Origin of the sequence: Allobosea sp. OAE752, from assembly GCF_050433265.1 — a bacterium.
In the GTDB taxonomy this organism is placed as follows: Bacteria; Pseudomonadota; Alphaproteobacteria; order Rhizobiales; family Beijerinckiaceae; genus Allobosea; species Allobosea spartocytisi.
Window position 1 is genome coordinate 68,112 of sequence record NZ_JBNPXO010000004.1, and the last position, 16,454, is coordinate 84,565.

General features: G+C 67.6%; 16 protein-coding genes. 10 read left to right on the plus strand and 6 right to left on the minus strand.

All coding sequences use genetic code 11. From position 1 onward, the window contains the following. Nucleotides 1–77: 77 nt before the first annotated feature. On the plus strand, nucleotides 78–2,804 hold the full coding sequence (mutS, locus tag GGC47_RS12005) for a DNA mismatch repair protein MutS (RefSeq protein ID WP_429068164.1): 2,727 nt from the start codon (nucleotides 78–80) through the stop codon (nucleotides 2,802–2,804). Between the two features lie 8 nt (nucleotides 2,805–2,812). Here mutS and GGC47_RS12010 read toward each other — a convergent pair whose 3' ends face one another. The 3 genes from GGC47_RS12010 to GGC47_RS12020 all read right to left on the minus strand — a co-directional run bounded on the left by GGC47_RS12010 (nucleotide 2,813) and on the right by GGC47_RS12020 (nucleotide 5,566). Next, nucleotides 2,813–3,670: a C40 family peptidase gene (locus GGC47_RS12010; protein WP_429068166.1), complete on the minus strand. Its 858-nt coding sequence runs from the start codon at nucleotides 3,668–3,670 to the stop codon at nucleotides 2,813–2,815. Nucleotides 3,671–3,749: 79 nt separating this feature from the next. After that, on the minus strand, nucleotides 3,750–4,103 hold the full coding sequence (locus tag GGC47_RS12015) for a MarR family transcriptional regulator (protein WP_112762455.1): 354 nt from the start codon (nucleotides 4,101–4,103) through the stop codon (nucleotides 3,750–3,752). Nucleotides 4,104–4,183: 80 nt separating this feature from the next. Continuing rightward, complete coding sequence (locus GGC47_RS12020) at nucleotides 4,184–5,566, minus strand: leucyl aminopeptidase family protein (RefSeq protein WP_429068169.1); 1,383 nt, start codon at nucleotides 5,564–5,566, stop codon at nucleotides 4,184–4,186. Nucleotides 5,567–5,688: 122 nt separating this feature from the next. On the opposite strand from GGC47_RS12020, the gene GGC47_RS12025 reads away from it, so the two are divergent. Then, nucleotides 5,689–6,573, plus strand: coding sequence for a tetratricopeptide repeat protein (locus tag GGC47_RS12025; protein ID WP_429068172.1), 885 nt, complete (start codon nucleotides 5,689–5,691; stop codon nucleotides 6,571–6,573). A gap of 58 nt (nucleotides 6,574–6,631) precedes the next feature. On the opposite strand, the gene GGC47_RS12030 is transcribed toward GGC47_RS12025, so the two are convergent. Together GGC47_RS12030 and GGC47_RS12035 are read right to left on the minus strand one after the other, a co-directional pair. Further along, nucleotides 6,632–7,405 carry an IclR family transcriptional regulator gene (locus GGC47_RS12030; RefSeq protein WP_038364916.1) on the minus strand — a complete coding sequence of 258 codons (774 nt, stop codon included), beginning with the start codon at nucleotides 7,403–7,405 and terminating at the stop codon, nucleotides 6,632–6,634. Between the two features lies 1 nt (nucleotide 7,406). Next, nucleotides 7,407–8,180: an IclR family transcriptional regulator gene (locus GGC47_RS12035; protein WP_038364913.1), complete on the minus strand. Its 774-nt coding sequence runs from the start codon at nucleotides 8,178–8,180 to the stop codon at nucleotides 7,407–7,409. A gap of 118 nt (nucleotides 8,181–8,298) precedes the next feature. Here GGC47_RS12035 and GGC47_RS12040 point away from each other — a divergent pair, with 118 nt between their 5' ends. Genes GGC47_RS12040 through GGC47_RS12075 form a run of 8 tightly spaced genes read left to right on the plus strand, consistent with a single transcriptional unit; the run spans nucleotide 8,299 to nucleotide 15,293 of the window. Next, nucleotides 8,299–9,135, plus strand: a complete 837-nt coding sequence (locus tag GGC47_RS12040; protein ID WP_429068175.1) for a shikimate dehydrogenase family protein — start codon at nucleotides 8,299–8,301, stop codon at nucleotides 9,133–9,135. 42 nt (nucleotides 9,136–9,177) lie between these two features. Then, nucleotides 9,178–9,846 (plus strand): amino acid ABC transporter permease, encoded by a 669-nt coding sequence (locus GGC47_RS12045; RefSeq protein ID WP_142022421.1) that lies wholly within the window; start codon nucleotides 9,178–9,180, stop codon nucleotides 9,844–9,846. Between the two features lie 7 nt (nucleotides 9,847–9,853). Beyond that, nucleotides 9,854–10,504 (plus strand): amino acid ABC transporter permease, encoded by a 651-nt coding sequence (locus GGC47_RS12050; RefSeq protein WP_051988233.1) that lies wholly within the window; start codon nucleotides 9,854–9,856, stop codon nucleotides 10,502–10,504. Nucleotides 10,505–10,541: 37 nt separating this feature from the next. After that, on the plus strand, nucleotides 10,542–11,387 hold the full coding sequence (locus tag GGC47_RS12055; RefSeq protein ID WP_185747981.1) for a transporter substrate-binding domain-containing protein: 846 nt from the start codon (nucleotides 10,542–10,544) through the stop codon (nucleotides 11,385–11,387). A gap of 53 nt (nucleotides 11,388–11,440) precedes the next feature. After that, on the plus strand, nucleotides 11,441–12,220 hold the full coding sequence (locus tag GGC47_RS12060; protein ID WP_112762457.1) for an amino acid ABC transporter ATP-binding protein: 780 nt from the start codon (nucleotides 11,441–11,443) through the stop codon (nucleotides 12,218–12,220). Between the two features lie 60 nt (nucleotides 12,221–12,280). Next, nucleotides 12,281–12,748 (plus strand): MaoC family dehydratase, encoded by a 468-nt coding sequence (locus GGC47_RS12065; RefSeq protein ID WP_142022420.1) that lies wholly within the window; start codon nucleotides 12,281–12,283, stop codon nucleotides 12,746–12,748. After that, entirely contained in the window at nucleotides 12,748–14,277 is a 1,530-nt protein-coding gene (locus tag GGC47_RS12070) for an acyl CoA:acetate/3-ketoacid CoA transferase (RefSeq protein WP_113252776.1), read from the plus strand. Before GGC47_RS12065 ends, GGC47_RS12070 begins: the two co-directional genes overlap by 1 nt. Nucleotides 14,278–14,306: 29 nt before the next feature. After that, the gene (locus tag GGC47_RS12075; RefSeq protein ID WP_113252775.1) at nucleotides 14,307–15,293 is read left to right on the plus strand and encodes an aldo/keto reductase; all 987 of its coding nucleotides are present in this window, start codon (nucleotides 14,307–14,309) and stop codon (nucleotides 15,291–15,293) included. A gap of 91 nt (nucleotides 15,294–15,384) precedes the next feature. On the opposite strand, the gene GGC47_RS12080 is transcribed toward GGC47_RS12075, so the two are convergent. After that, the gene (locus GGC47_RS12080; RefSeq protein WP_142022419.1) at nucleotides 15,385–16,380 is read right to left on the minus strand and encodes a cupin; all 996 of its coding nucleotides are present in this window, start codon (nucleotides 16,378–16,380) and stop codon (nucleotides 15,385–15,387) included. Nucleotides 16,381–16,454: the final 74 nt, after the last annotated feature.

Below are 16,454 nucleotides of genomic sequence, written 5' to 3' on the forward strand. Positions count from 1 at the left end.
AGCCACCCTGCTTTCAATTGTTGAAAGCCGTCCTAACGGATGGCCTTGGCCGCGCATTTTGCTAGCTTGCGCGGCCCATGCGTCACAGCCCTCCCCGCGAAGCCACCCGTTCCGCCGCCCCGGCCGAGGCTGCGCCCGAGCGCGTCACGCCGATGATGGCGCAGTATGTCGAGATCAAGGCCGCGAATCCGGACTGCCTGCTGTTCTACCGGATGGGCGATTTCTACGAATTGTTCTTCCGGGACGCGGAAATCGCCTCGCGCACGCTCGGCATCGTCCTGACCAAGCGCGGCAAGCACCAGGGCGATGACATCCCGATGTGCGGCGTCCCCGTGGACCGCGCCGACGACTATCTCCAGCGCCTGATCGCCGCTGGCCATCGCGTCGCCGTCTGCGAGCAGACCGAGGATCCGGCCGAGGCCAGGAAGCGCGGCAACAAATCGGTGGTGAAGCGCGATGTCGTGCGCCTCGTCACGCCCGGCACCATCACCGAGGAGCGCCTGCTCGAGCCCGGCCGTGCCAGCCTGTTCGTCGCCGTGGCGCGCCGCAAGACCGGCGAGGCCGCCGCCCTCTATGGCGTCGCCGCCATCGACATCTCGACCGGCCGCTTCACCGTGATGGAGACGCCGCAGGAACGGCTTTCCATCGAGTTCTCGCGTCTGGAGCCGCGCGAGATCGTCTGCCCCGATGCGATCCATGACGATCCCGAGCTGAAGGAGTTCTGGCGCGAGATCGCAGTGCCGGTGACGCCGCTCGCCCGCGACGGGCTCGATGCGGCTTCCGCCGAGCGCCGCCTCAAGGAATTCTTCGGCGTCGCGACGCTCGACGCCTTCGGCAGCTTCAGCCGCGCCGAGATCGCGGCGGCCGGTGCGGCCTTGGCCTATGTCGAGCGCACCCAGCTCGGTGCCCGCCCGCCGCTCTCCGCCCCGGTGCGCGATTCGGGTTCCGCGACGATGCTGATCGACGCGGCGACCCGCGCCAATCTGGAGCTGACCCGCACTTTGGGCGGCGAGCGCCAGGGCAGCCTGCTCGCCGCGATCGACCGCACCGTGACGCCGGGTGGCGCCCGCCTGCTGGCCGAATGGCTCGCCGGGCCGCTGACGGAGCAGGGCGCGATCGCCGCGCGCCATGACGCCGTGGAGCTGCTGGTCGCGGATGGCGCGTTGCGCGAGGATCTGCGGCGGGCTTTGGAAAAGGTGCCGGATGTGGCGCGCGCGCTGGCGCGGCTCTCGCTCGACCGTGGCGGCCCGCGCGATCTGGCTGCGCTCGGGGCCGGCCTGACCGCGGCGCGCGACATCGCGGCCCTGCTCCTTCGCCGCGGCGACCTGCCGGACGAACTCGCCCGCGCCATCCGGGCGCTCGGCGAGACCGACCCCGACCTGCCCCTGCGTCTGACCGAGGCGCTTGCCGAGGAGCTGCCGCTCAACCGCCGCGACGGCCGCTTCGTGCGCGAGGGCTACGATGCGGCGCTGGACGAATTGCGCCTGCTGCAGGTCGATTCGCGCAAGGTCATCGCCCAGCTCCAGGCGCGCTACGCCACCGAGACCGGCTGCCGCACCCTGCGCATCAAGCACAACGCCATGCTCGGCTATTTCGTCGAGGTGCCCCAGGCGATCGGCGAGGAGTTCCTGAAGGACCCCTGGCGCGCGACCTTCGTGCATCGCCAGACCATGTCGGACGCGATGCGCTTCTCCTCGGTCGAGCTCGGCGAGCTCGAGGCCAAGATCGCCTCAGCCGCCGACCGGGCGCTGAAGCTCGAGCTCGCCATCTTCGCCCGGCTGACCGAGGCGGTGCTGGCCCAGGCCGAGCCGGTCAAGGCGGCGGCGCTGGCGCTGGCGGCGCTCGACGTCGTCGCGGCGCTGGCCGATCTCGCCGCCCGCGAGGGCTGGAGCCGACCCATCGTCGATGCGGGCGCGGCCTTCTCCATCGAGCGCGGCCGCCATCCGGTCGTCGAAGCCGCGCTGAAGCGCGATGGAAAGCCCTTCGTCGCCAACGATACCGAATTGTCACCGCCCGGCACCGAGGCGACTGGCGGGCGCATCTGCCTGATCACCGGTCCGAACATGGCCGGTAAGTCGACCTTCCTGCGCCAGAACGCGCTGATCGCGGTTCTCGCGCAGATGGGCTCCTTCGTGCCGGCGGCAAAAGCCCATATCGGCATCGTCGACCGTCTGTTCTCGCGCGTCGGCGCCGCCGACGATCTGGCGCGTGGCCGTTCGACCTTCATGGTCGAGATGGTCGAGACCGCCGCGATCCTGAATCAGGCCGGCCCGCGCGCGCTCGTCATCCTCGACGAGATCGGGCGGGGAACCGCGACCTTCGATGGCCTCTCCATCGCCTGGGCGGCGATCGAGCATCTGCATGAGGTCAATCGCTGCCGCAGCCTGTTCGCGACGCATTATCACGAGCTGACGGCATTGGGAGACCGGCTCGACCGCGTCGCCAACGCGACCGTGCGCGTCACCGAATGGAAGGGCGAGGTCGTCTTCCTGCATGAGGTCGTGCCGGGCGCGGCCGATCGCTCCTACGGCATCCAGGTCGCCAAGCTCGCCGGCCTGCCGCCGGCGGTGGTCGAGCGCGCCCGCGCCATTCTCGGCGAGCTGGAGAAGACCGAGCGTGAGAAGCCGGTCGCTTCGCTGGTCGACGACCTCCCGCTCTTCGCCGCGCCGCTCCGGCGCCCGGCCCCCGTCGTCACCGAGGATCAGCCCGACGGCTTGCGCGACGAACTGGCCGGGATCGAGCCGGACGAGATGACCCCGCGCGAGGCGCTGGAAGCGCTCTATCGGCTGAAGGGGCTGGCCTGAAGCCTGCTCTATCCCAGCCGCTTGATGCTGGTGATCGCGCCGAAGCTCTTGTCGCGGATGCGGTCGCGCGCCTCGCGCAGCGGCTCGCGATGCACGTCCATCGTATGGCCATTGGCGTGCAGCAGCGTGTCGGGAGCGGTCAGGATGCCGACATGGCCCTTCCAGAAGACCAGGTCGCCGCGCTTGAGCCCGGACAGGCTCTCGTCGAAGGCGACGGCCGCGCCGAGCCCGGCCTCCTGCATGTCGGAATCGCGCGGCGCGGCGATGCCGGCGGCCGCGAGGGCGAGCTGCGTCAGCCCGGAGCAGTCGAGCCCGAGGCTGGTCTTGCCGCCCCAGAGATAGGGCACGCCGAGGAAGCGCTCGGCGACCCCAACGTAATTGGGCTCGAAGCGGTCGAGCGCGGCGAGATGCTTCAGGAAGACATGGCCGCCATCGCTGAGGACAGCGAAGTCGCCCGTTTCTCCTGCCACCGTGACCGCGGCGTTGAGCGAGAGCGCCGCGAGCGGCGGCAATTTGATCGAGGGGCCGGGATAGACGAAGGTCCTGAGCGCGCTGACGCGATGCGTCGGAGCCGGAGCATCGGCTCGCAGGCAATCATCCGGCAGATAGCCGACATAGCCATCGCCTGCGAGTTGAACCCAGGCCCAGCCCTCATAACGCTCATAGACCTGCACCAGCTCGCCCGCGAGCGCCTCGGTATCGAGGGCGGCGTCCGGTCGCGGTTCGCGCCGCAGCGGCGCGGAGGCTGCGACCACGCGCATCGGCTGCGGCTCGGCGAAGGCGGGTGCCTTGACCTGCCCGCGCAGATGGCTGGCGGCGAGATCGGGACGGAAAGCGGTGATGCGACGGTCGAGAATCACGGTCATGGCGGCAATCTAGAGCATGTCGGACCAGATCGTCATTGCGGGAGCGCAGGCACCGAAGCGATTCAGGGCGGAGGAGGCCTCAACCCGCCCCGATCTCCTTCGCATGCTCGGTGACGAGGTCTCCCAGCCGCTCCACGGCCAACGCCCCTGCGACGGTGCGCTGGATCACGACATTGCGCCGGTCCTCCTCGTCGCGCTTGCGGGTGAGCAGGCCGAGCTTGCCGAGCGTGTCGAGCGCGCGGGTGATGACCGGCTTGGTCACGCCGAGCTGCCTCGCCAGCCCCCTGACCGTATGCGGCGGCAATTCGAGATAGACCGTGAGCAGGATCGCGGTCTGGCGGGCCGAGAGATCGGCCTGCCCGTCCCGCACCAGATCGAGATGCACCTGCCGCCAGAGCCTGAGTGCCTGCGAGGGCCTGATCTCCAACGGCATGCGGACGGGGTTCCAGATCGTTACGGACCCGTATCATTATCCTGCAGGGGGAAAGGCGCAATCGGCTTCGCCGATCAGCCTTAACCGGCCGGGTAGAGTTGCTTCGCCAGCGCATAGCTCAATCGCGCCGCCTGGCATTCGCCGCCTTCCGGGCGGCCGGGTTTGGTTGTGGGGTTCCAGCCATAGATGTCGAAATGGGCGTAGGACTGCGTGCGTTCGACGAAGCGGTTGAGGAAGAGCGCCGCCGTGATGGAGCCGGCCATGCCGCCGCTCGAAACATGGTTCACATCGGCGATCTTGGAATCGAGCATGCGGTCATAGGGAGCCCAGAGCGGCAGTCGCCAGACCGGATCGTTCACCGCGAGGCCGATCCGCGCGATCTCGGCAGCGAGCCCTTCGTCATGCGTGTAGAAGGGCGGCAATTCCGGCCCCAGCGCCGTGCGGGCCGCGCCGGTCAGCGTGGCAAAGTCGATCAGCAGCTCCGGCGCCTCCTCGTCGGCGAGCGCCAGTGCATCGGCGAGGATCAGCCGCCCCTCCGCATCGGTGTTGCCGATCTCCACGGTGAGGCCCTTGCGGCTGGGCAGGATGTCGCCGGGGCGAAAGGCCGAGCCGGAGATCGCGTTTTCGACCGCCGGCACCAGCAATCGCAGGCGCACGGGCAGCTTCGCCAGCATGATCATCCGGGCGGCGGCGATGGCGGCGGCCGCCCCGCCCATATCCTTCTTCATCAGCAGCATGGCGGCCGCGGGCTTGATGTCGAGCCCGCCAGTGTCGAAGGCGACGCCCTTGCCGACGAGCGTGACCTTCGGATGGGCCGGATCGCCCCAGATCAGATCGATGAGGCGCGGCGCCCGTGGCGAGGCCCGGCCGACCGCATGGATCATCGGCAGGTTCTCGGCGATCAACTCGTCGCCGGCGATGCTGGTGACGCTCGCGCCGCATTCGGCCGCGAGCACCTGGATCGCCGCCTCGATCTCGTCGGGGCCCATGTCGTTGGCCGGCGTGTTGACGAGGTCACGCGCCAGCATCGCCGATTCGGCGATCAGGCTGATCTCCGCCCCGTCCACGCCCGCGGGCAGGACGAGCCGGGCCTTCGCCGGCGCAGGCTTGCGGTAGCGGTCGAAACGATAGCCCTGCAGCAGCCAGCCGAGCGTGGCCAGGTCGGGATCGTCGATCTCTCCCGCGAGCGCATAGTCCCCCGCCGGCAATTGCGCCGCCAGTCGCGCGGGCGCGAAGGGATCGCGGTTGCGGCCCGGCCTGTCGAGGCCGAGCAGCACGGCGGCGAGCCGCCCTTGGGCATCCGGCAGGAAGCAATGCTGCCCCGTCCGCGCCGTGAAGCCCTGCGCCAGCGCGAAGCTCCCCTGCTCGGACGTCAGGCGTTCCTGAAGATCGGGCCAGCCCGGCGCGGAAACGGCATGAACGGGGATCGCGGCGGCGGTGGCGGAGGTCAGGAGGCTGTGCACGGGCGGGAACCGGTTTCGGAGCGGCGGGAGCGGCTGGTTAACAATGCATTAGGGTTAACGCTTTATCACCGGAGCGACCAGACGAACCCATCAGGACGTAAGTCCGCGAGGCTATCCGGCCCATGTCGCAAACACAGCCCGCTTCCCGCCCTCCGTTCCCGCATCGCCGGCGTGCCGGTCTCGGTTTCGCCGTTGGCCTTGCGGCGCTGGCGCTCGCCGGCTGCCAGAGCCGCGGCGGCCCCGGCGACATCACCGGCTCGATCGGCCGCAGCCAGCCGGCTCAGCCGCGCACGGCCTCCGACTGGCAGGCCGAGCGCGATAGCTGGGCCAGGCGCTACGACGCCAATCCGAAGGACCGTGACGCGGCGTTCTACTATGCCCGTGCCTTGCGCGCCTCCGAACAACATGCCCAGGCTCTCGCCGTTCTCCAGAACGCGGTGCTCGTGCATCAGGACGATCGCGAACTGCTCGGGGCCTATGGCCGTTCGCTCGCCGACAATGGCCGGCTGCGCGAGGCCGACGAAGTGCTCTCCCGCGCGCATTCGCCGGAGCGGCCGGATTGGCGCATCCTCTCGGCCCAGGGCACCGTCGCCGACCAGCTCGGCGAGCACGACCGGGCGCAGCAGCTCTACCAGACCGCATTGAAGCTCGTGCCGAACGAGCCGACGGTGATGTCCAATCTCGGCCTCTCGCTGGCGCTGTCGCGGAACCTGCCGGAGGCGGAGCGCGTCCTGCGCGAGGCGGCGGCTACGCCCGCGGCCGATGTGCGCGTCCGCCAGAATCTGGTCCTCGTCCTCGGGCTGCAGGGCCGCTTCGGCGAGGCGGAGACGCTCGCTCGCCAGGACCAGAGCCCGGCGGAAGCGGCGGCGGCCATCGCCTATCTCAAGCGCAGCGTCAGCCAGCAGAACAGCTGGGAGCTGCTGAAGGGAAAAGCCCGCGCGCAACCGGCGCCGAAGCCGCCCTTGGCGCGAGGGCCGGGCGCGGCCAGCACACAGGATCAAGGCTGACCCGTCGAGGAGGACGCCGGCGATCGGCCGGCTACGAGCGTGGCCCGATCAGGGCCAGCTAATGAAGACTGAACAAGGGTGATGAAGCCGCCGCCGCTCCGAGTTCGTTGGCGCTCGCCTGCAGCCAGGGGGCAATCTCGGCCATCCGTTCCCGGGTCATCCGGATTGTCGGGCCTGCTACGCTGATCGTTCCGACCGGATGCCCGACGCCGCGCTTGCGGATCGCGGTGGCCATGGCTGATGTGCCGACCTCGTAGGCCTCGGTCACGCAGGCGTAGCCGAGCCTGCGCGTCTGCTCGATTTGCTCGAGCAGCTGATCGATCGTGCGCGGCGCGTTGGGCCCCAGATCCGGCCGATGCAAGCCTTGTCTTTCGACCACCATGCGCAGCTGCGCATCGTCGAGGCTCGCGAGCCAGGCCTGCCCGTTCGCGGTGGCGGCAAGATAGACTTCGGTCTCGGTATGGGGGACGTAGAACAGTCCGCTTTGCGCGCTCTGGGATTTGGCGACCCAGGTCAGATGGTCGCTTTCGACGACCGCGAGCCTCACCAATTCCCCCGTTCGTTTGGCGAGGTCGTCGAGAATGGGCTGGACGAGGTCGGTGATGCCGCTGGTTCCGAGATAGGCGAGCCCCAGCGCCGCGAGCTTGACGCTGAGGCGCACCGCGCCATCGGGCGAGCGGAAGACGAAGCCGCCTTCGACGAGCCCCTGAACCGTCCGCTCGGCTGCGGCCTGTGGAATCTTCAGCAGTTGCGCCAGTTCGCGCGGGGCAAGGCCGTTCGGATACTGCGCCAATGTTTCAAGCATGCCGAGAGCCCGGATTCGACTGGACATGTCAGTGCGCCGTCCCGGGGAATAAGGGCAGTTCCTCGCTGGCCTTGGCGATCGCCTCCGCCGTTTCGCGCAGCGGCGGCAGGATGCGATCCATCGCTTCGCTCGTCATGCGGATGACGGGGCCGGCAACGCTGATCGTGCCGATCGGGCGTTTCGAGCGCTCGCTGAAAGCCGCGACGGCGATGGCCGCGGTTCCTGGCTCGTAGGTCTCGAAGATCTTGGCGTAGCCCAGTTCCCGTGCGGTCTCGACGAAGCCCAGCAGCTCGCGCATCGTCCGCGGCGCGTTGGGGCCGTATCCCTCGCGCTTCAGGCCCTGCCGGGCCGCCAATTGCAGCGCCTCGTCCTCGTCCAGGCAGGACAACCAGGCATGGCCGTTCGAGGTCGCGGCCAGATAGACCTCGGCGCCTTCATCGGGGTTGTAGAGCAGCCCGCGCCGCGCACCTTGCGCCTTCGCGACGCGGATCAGTTTCTCGTCGTGGATCACGGCCAGCGTCACCAGCTCGCCGGTCTTGTCGGCGAGCTGGTCGAGAAGCGGCTGGATCCGGGTGGTCACCCCGGCGGAAGCCAGGTGGCTGAAGCCGAGCGCGACGATCTTGGCCGTCAGCCGATAGGCCCCGCCCTCGAACTCCTGGCGGACATAGCCTTCGTCCTTGAGATCGGCGAGCAGCCTGTGCGTCGCACTGCGGGGGATCGCCAATGCGTCGGCGATCGCCATCAGCGGCAGGCCGCCGGCGTGGCGCGACAGCATCTCGATAATCGCGATCGCCCGATCCATGGCGCCTCCATTCCAATTGGAAGCTTATTCAAATTGGAACGCAGTGTCACTTCTCTTGACCGCAGTGGAACTATGATATTTATGGAACCAGTTCCACTTTATCGAACGGGCCCGATCCGTGGCGGTAGCCTCCTTCGTCAACGACAAGCGCGATGCTCCGGCCGTGGAGTCGATCACCGGTCGCACGCGCCTCTTCGCCGTGCTCGGCGACCCGGTGGCGCAGGTCATGGCGCCGGCCATGATGAACCGGCTCTTCCGCGAGCGGGGCGTGGATGCCGCACTGATTCCGGTGGAGGTGCCGCCCGGCGATCTGGCTGCCGTCGTCGAAGGCCTGAAGCGGATCGGCAATCTCGACGGCTTCCTCGTCACGGTGCCGCACAAGCTCGCGGTCTGCCATCACGCGGATCGGCTCAGCGAGGCCGCGCGGCTGGCGGGGTCCGTCAATGCGATGCGGCGCGAGGCAGACGGCAGTTGGTCTGGCGACAATTTCGACGGGGCGGGCTTTGTGCGGGGTCTTCTCGGCGCCGGCCACGCCATCGCGGGCAGGCGCCTCACCCTCGTCGGCGCGGGAGGGGCGGGCGTCGCGATCGCCGCCGCGGTCCTGCAGGCGGGGGCATCGGCAGTGTCGGTCGTCGATATCGATCCGGCGCGGGCAGAAGCGCTCGCGGACCGTCTTGGCGAGCGCTGGCCGGGTCTTGCGCGGGCCGCAAGCTCTCTCGATCCGGCGAGCGACGTGGTGGTGAACGCCACGCCGCAGGGCTTGCGCGAGGATGACCCGCTGCCCTTCGCGCTGGATGGCCTGCGCGCCGAAGCGATCGTCGCCGACATCATCATGAAGCCGGCGCAGACGCGGCTTCTGCGCGAGGCTGCTGCGCGCGGCCTGCGGACGCATCCCGGACTTCCGATGCTGAACGAGCAGATTCCCCTCTACCGGGAGTTCTTCCGCATCCCCTGAGACACCGACCCCGGCGAAAGACCGGGGCGCCTGGAGGAAACCTTGACGTATCAGTTCGATTTCTCGGTCCTGCTTCCCTATTGGGAGCAGCTGCTGCGCGGCTGCTGGCTGACGATCCTGCTCTCGGCGATCTCGATCTCGGCCGGGCTCACGATCGGCATCCTGACGGCGCTTGCCAAGCGAAGCCGGTCCACGGCGGCGCGGATCGCGGCCGGCACCTATGTCGAGATCATCCGGAACACGCCGTTCCTGGTGCAGGTCTTCTTCATCTTCTTCGGCCTGCCGGCGCTCGGCATCAGCTTCCAGCCCTGGAGCGCCGCCATCCTGGCGCTGAGCCTCAACTGCGGCGCCTTCTCGGCGGAGGTCATCCGCGGCGGCATCGACGCGATCGCGCGCGGCCAGTACGAGGCCGGCACGGCGCTCGGCCTCAAGCCGCTGCAGATCTTCCGCCACATCGTCCTGAAGCCGGCGCTGCGGATCATCTTCCCGGCTCTGTCCGGCCAGTTCGTGCTGACGCTGCTGACGACCAGCATCGTCTCCTCGATCTCGGCGGAGGAGCTGACCTCGATCGCCCAGTCGATCGATACGCTGACCTTCCGCAGCTTCGAGATCTACATCGTCGCGACGATCCTCTACCTGACGATGTCGTTCGGCTTCGCGACTTTGTTCAAGCTGATCGACCGCGTCTATTTCTCCTATCCGGTGAAGTGAGGGCGCCATGATCAGGCAATTCGGTCTGCCGGAAGCGCTCGCCATCCTCTCGGGTGTGCAGGCGACGATCCTTCTCTCCCTGATCGCCTTCGTCGGCGGCGGTGTCGTCGGGCTCGCGGTTGCGCTGATGCGGACCTCGGAACGGACATGGCTGCAGCGCTGCGCCGGCTTCTATATCGATTTCTTCCAGGGAACGCCGCTGCTGATGCAGCTCTTCCTCGTGTTCTACGGGTTGCCGGTGCTCGGCTACAAGGTGAACCCCTGGATCGCCGTCGCCATCGGCTTCACGCTGCATGCCAGCGCCTTCCTCGGAGAGATCTGGCGCGGCAGCATCCAGGCCGTGCCGCGCGGGCAGACCGAGGCCGCCTATGCTCTGGGCCTGAGCTATGCCTCCCGCATGCGCAACGTCGTGCTGCCGCAGGCGATGCGGATCTCCGTCGCGCCGACCGTCGGCTTCATGGTGCAGCTCATCAAGGGCACTTCGCTTGCCGCGATCATCGGCTTCGTCGAATTGTCCCGCGCCGCCCAGATCATCGCCAGCGCGACCTACAAGCCGCTGCTCGCCTATGGCTGCGCGGCGATCGTCTACTTCGTCCTCTGCTTCCCGCTTTCACGCCTGAGCATGCGCCTCGAGAAGCGCTTCGCCGTGAAGACCTGACGACCCCTGAAAACAACATCAACCGGAGGAAACACCCATGAACTGGATTCAGACGTTCCGGCGTATGGCGCTGGCTTCGGCCATCGTGCTGGCAGCCGCATCCGCGATGGCCGGAGCCGCTGCGGCGCAGACGGTGGAGTCGATCAAGAAGGGCGGCGTGCTCAAGATCGGCTCGCAGGTCTCCCAGGTGCCCTGGGGCTTCAGTGATGCTTCCGGCAAGCTGACGGGCTTCGACATCGAGCTCGGCGAGATGCTGGCGAAGGATCTCGGCGTGAAGGCCGAGGTCACGCCGGTCACGTCGAGCAACCGCGTCGCCGCGCTGCTGACCGGCCAGGTCGACGTGCTGGCGGCGGTGATGGGCATCTTCGCCGACCGGCAAAAGGTCGTGCTGTTCTCGCGGCCCTACACCACCAACGACACGATCTATATCGGCAAGGCCTCGGCCAACATCAAAGGCTGGAACGACCTGAAGGGCGTCCGGGTCGGCGTTCCGCGCGGCACGCCGCAGGACATCGCCATCACCAAGGCGGCGCCGGCGGGTGCCACCATCCAGCGCTTCGACGACGACGCCGCCACCGTGCAGGCGCTGATCGCGGGACAGGTCGACATGATCGGCGGCGCCGCGACCCAGGTTCCGAACATCGCCCAGGTGGCCGGTCCCGGCAAGTTCGAGCAGAAGTTCATCGTGGCGCGCGCCTACAACGCCTTCGCGGTGCGGCCCGGCTCGCGCGAATGGGCCGATTATCTCAGCGATTTCGTCGCCCGCAAGCTGGCGAGCGGCGAGTTGCCGGCGCTCTACAAGAAGTGGATCGGCGGTGAGCTCGCCGAGATGCCGAAGACGGGCGAGGGCGAAGCCGCGCTCCCGGTTTCGATGGTGCAGTAACCGCGCGCGGGCGGCGTCCCCGCCGCCCGCCACTCTTCGGAATGAGCAAGACCATGTCAGTCAATCCCGATCAACGAAGCCGCGCGAGTGCATCCGCCGACGCCCCGATCATCGAGATCGCGGGCCTGCGGAAATGGTTCGGCACCTTCCAGGTCCTGCAGGACATCGCGCTGACCGTTGCGCGCGGTGAGCGGATCGTCATCTGCGGGCCGTCGGGCTCCGGCAAATCGACGCTGATCCGCTGCGTCAACAGCCTCGAGCGCTATCAGGAAGGACGCCTCGTCGTCGACGGATACGATCTCGGCGCCGGGCAGAAGAACATCGACACCGTGCGCGCCGAAGTCGGCATGGTGTTCCAGCAGTTCAACCTCTTTCCCCATCTGACGGTGATGGAGAACTGCATGCTGGCGCCGATGAAGGTGCGCGGCACGCGGAAGAAGGAGGCGCAGGAGCTGGCGATGCGCTTTCTCACCCGCGTGCGGATCGCCGATCAGGCGCTGAAATATCCGGCGCAGCTTTCCGGCGGCCAGCAGCAGCGCGTCGCGATTGCCCGCGCGCTCTGCATGACGCCCAAGATCATGCTGTTCGACGAGCCGACCTCGGCGCTTGACCCCGAGATGGTCAAGGAGGTGCTCGACACCATGGTCGGCCTCGCCGAGGACGGCATGACGATGCTCTGCGTCACCCATGAGATGGGCTTCGCCCGCAAGGTCGCCGACCGCGTGATCTTCATGGATGCCGGACAGATCGTCGAGATGGGCAAGCCTGAGCCCTTCTTCGCGAACCCGCAGAATCCCCGGACGCAAGCCTTCCTCGGGCAGCTCCTGCACTGACGCATCGCAAGCCGCGCGGGCAGCGCCCATCGCCGCGGACGTTTTCCAAAGGGACCCATCATGCTTCCGGGCAAGTTCTACGAAGAGATCCAGATCGGCGACGAACGCCTGACGCCGCGCGTCACCGTCACCGAGGGCCATGTCCTGGCCTATGCCGGCGTCGCCGGCGACTTCTCGCCGATCCATATGGACGAGGTTTATGCCCGGTCGACGGTGTTCGGCGGACGCATCGCCCATGGGCTGATGGGTTTGTCGCTGACCGACGGCATGAAGGTGCAGTCCGGCTTCTTCCATGACGGCATCGCGCTCGGCTGGAGCTGGAACTTCAAGAAGCCGATCCGGATCGGTGACACCTTGCAGGTCAAGTTCCGCGTCGCCGATATGCGCATCCCGAAGAGCCGCAGCGACATGGGCATCCTGACCATCGCCATCGCGCTCCTCAACCAGCATGGCGAGGTGGTCCAGGAGGGCGAGCACCGGCTGATGGTGCCGCGCAAGCCGGACGCAGGCCAGGCGGAGGCCAACTGATGGCCCGCAACAAGTTCATGAGCGCCGATCAGGCCGTCGGACTGATCAAGGATGGCGACACCGTCGCGCTGGTCGGCGGCGGCGGCGGCTTGATGGAGGCGACACATACCTTCCGCGCGGTCTCCCGCCGCTTCCTCTCGACCGGCTATCCGCGCCAGCTCACCGTGCTCCATGCGCTCGGGATCGGCGACAAGAAGAGCGAGGGGATGAACCACTTCGCCCATGAGGGGCTGGTCAAGCGCGTCATCGGCGGCCACTGGGTCTGGTCGCCGAAGATGCAGGAGATGGCCCGCGACGAGAAGATCGAGGCCTATGTCCTGCCGAGCGGCTGTGTGATGCAGCTCTATCGCGAGATCGGCGGGCAGCGGCCGGGCCTGTTCACCCATGTTGGCCTCGGCACCTTCGTCGACCCGCGGCACCAGGGCGGCAAGATGAACGCCTCCGCCAAGGAGGATCTGGTCGAGGTCGTCAATCTCGGCGGGCAGGAATTGCTCTGGTACAAATCCTTCCCGATCAATGTTGCGATCATCCGCGGCTCCTTCGGCGATGCCGACGGCAATATCAGCCTCGATCAGGAGGCCGCGAATGTCGATGTCTATGCGGCGGCCCTCGCGGCGCATAATTCCGGTGGCATCGTCATCGCGCAGGTCCGCACGGCGGTGGATGTGAACTCGCTGCCGGCGCGATCGGTCCGGGTTCCCGGCGCCATCGTCGACGCGGTGGTGGTCGATCCCGATCAGCGCATGAGCTACGACCTGCCCTATGATCCGCTGATCTCCGGCGAGCGCCGCGGGCCCACCCCGCTCGATCCGCCGGAGCCGCTCAACATTCGTTCGCTGATCGCCCGGCGCGCCTACCAGGAATTGACCGAGGGCGATGTCATCAATTTCGGCGTCGGCATCGGCGAGGGCGTCGCCAAGATGGTCGCCGAGCGCGGCGAGGTCGGGCGCTATTACCAGACCATCGAGCACGGCACCTATGGCGGCTCGCTGCTCGTGGGCCTGCTCTTCGGCTTCGCGCGCAGCGCCTCGGCTATGATCGACGGCCCCTCGCAGTTCGACTTCTATGCCGGCGGCGGGCTCGACACGGCCTTCCTCGGCTTCGGCGAGCTCGACGAGGCGGGTGACGTCAACGTCTCCAAGCTCGGCGGCCTGACCGTCGGGCCCGGCGGCTTCATGGACATCGCGCAGAACGCGAAGAAGGTCGTGTTCTGCGGAACCTTCGATACCAAGGGCAGCAAGCTTCAGCTCGGCGACGGCAAGCTGACGATCGCACAGCACGGCCATGTGCGAAAGCTTGTCGGCAAGGTCGAGCAGATCACCTATTCCGGCCAGCAGGCGCTGAAGCGCGGCCACAAGGCGGTGTTCGTGACGGAGCGGGCTGTCTTCAACCTCGAAAACGAGGGGCTCGTCCTGAGCGAAGTCGCGCCCGGCGTCGATATCCGCCGCGACATCCTCGAGCGGATGGACTTCATGCCGCTCATTCCCCGCGATCCGCAGCTCATGGACAGCGCGATCTTCACCGACTGAACCGGCCTTCGATCCGTTCCGAGGACATCATGGACTATCGCAATCTCGGCCGCAGCGGCCTCAAAGTATCGCGCATCGCCCTGGGCTGCATGAGCTATGGCGACCCGACCCGCGGCAATCATAGCTGGGTGATGGGTGAGGAGGAGGGGCGCCCCTTCATCCGCAAGGCGCTGGAAGCCGGCATCAACTTCTTCGACACGGCGAATGTCTATTCGGACGGCGCCAGCGAGGAGGTGCTCGGCCGCGCCATCCGCGACTTCACGACGCGCGAGGCGGTCGTCATTGCCACCAAGGTCTATGGCCGGATGCGTCCCGACGCGAACGGCCAGGGCCTATCGCGCAAGGCGATCTTCTCCGAGATCGACGCCAGCCTGAAGCGCCTCGGCACCGACTATGTCGATCTCTACCAGATCCATCGCTGGGATTATGAGACGCCGATCGAGGAGACGCTGGAGGCGCTGAGCGACGTCGTGAAGGCGGGCAAGGCGCGCTATCTCGGCGCGTCCTCCATGCATGCCTGGCAATTCATGAAGGCGTTGGGCTTGCAGCGCCAGCATGGCTGGGCGCCGTTCGTTTCGATGCAGAACCATCTGAACCTCCTTTACCGTGAGGAGGAGCGCGAGATGCTGCCGCTCTGCCGCTCCGAGGGCATCGGCGTGGTGCCGTGGTCGCCGCTGGCGCGCGGCCGGCTGACGCGGCCCTGGCAGGACGAGCCGGCGACGGCGCGTGCCGCGGCCGATGAGGTCGGCAAGGGCTTTTACGACAAGTCAAAGAGCGCCGACCGTGCCGTGGTCGACCGGGTGGGGGACATCGCAGAACAGCGCGGGGTTCCGCGCGCCCAGATCGCGCTGGCCTGGCTGCTGCACAAGAACGGCGTCACGGCGCCTCTGATCGGCGCCACCAAGATGGCGCAGCTCGACGATGCGCTGGCGGCGCTGCCTTTGAGGCTCTCCGAGACGGATATCGCCGCCCTGGAGGAGCCCTATGTCGCCCATGAGCTTTCGGGTTTCGCTTAGGTCAGGGACCGTGCCTTCGGTCACGCGATCATAAAAGCGACCTCCGCGAGGCGGGTATGCCAATCGCGGTCGTCCAACGCCTTGGCGGGCCTCAAGCCGGCGCGATGACCACGGCCTCGCAGGAGCCCGCGGACGCAGCCGGCCGATGCTCGACGCCGTGCGGAATTACGATGAACTCGCCTTCGCGCACGGTTTCCTCGCGATCGCGGAACTCCATGAGCAGGGTGCCCCTGTGCACGAAGACGAGCTTGTCGTCGTTCAGCTCGAAGCGCCAGGCCGAGGGGGACTCGATGCGGACGAGCTTGATCGCCATTCCGTTGATGCGGCCGGGGACGATGGCCTCGCCGGAGGTCGGCAGCCCCGCGAAGGAGGCGGCGAGGTTGTTCTTGCTGAACGGCGAGAGATGGTTGTTCAGCCGCGCGACGTCGCGGATGATGGCGGAGAGCTGGTCGGGCACGCACTTGCTGCCGGCGGGGTACTTGCCGTCAAGAGCGGCAGTGCCGATGGTGAAGCCGGCTGCACCAGCCTCCTTCACGATGGCGATGCGCTCGGGCGTGTCGATCGACCCGGCGATGTAGACCGGCTTCGAGACCGCCTTACAGACCGCCATCATCAGAGCTGGAACGTCGCCCTTGGAGCGATAGGCGAGGAGATCGAGCCCATGCACGCCGTCGCGCGCGGCGAGCGACCTCGCGCTGTCGACGATCTCCTCGATGCTGCCTTCCAGCACGCTTGGGTGGCCGACGATGCGCCCAGGGAAGGGGCAGTATTGGATCGACGAGCCTGCAATGATCGGCAGCACATCCTCGGCGTGAGTGCCGCCGAGCAGCATGTCGACACCGATGTCGAGGGCGGCCCTGGCCGATGCGGTCTCGCTGTCGCGGTCGAGCGAGACGACCTCGAGATAGGAGGTCGCTCCCCCCGCCTTGATCGCAGCGTTCAGTGCCTTGAGCTGCGAGATCGGGAGACCGATATCCTTGAAGCCGATATGGCGGACGCCGAGGCTGAGCGCAGTCTGCAGCTGCTGCGCGGCGTCCTCGACCGTGCGGTCGTTGCGCGTCAGCATGAAGATGAAGCGAAGTCCCATGACGCTGCCTTTCAGATGCGGCTGTTCGTGGCCCCGCATGGCGAGAGGCGTTCGTCTCCATCGAGCGAATATTT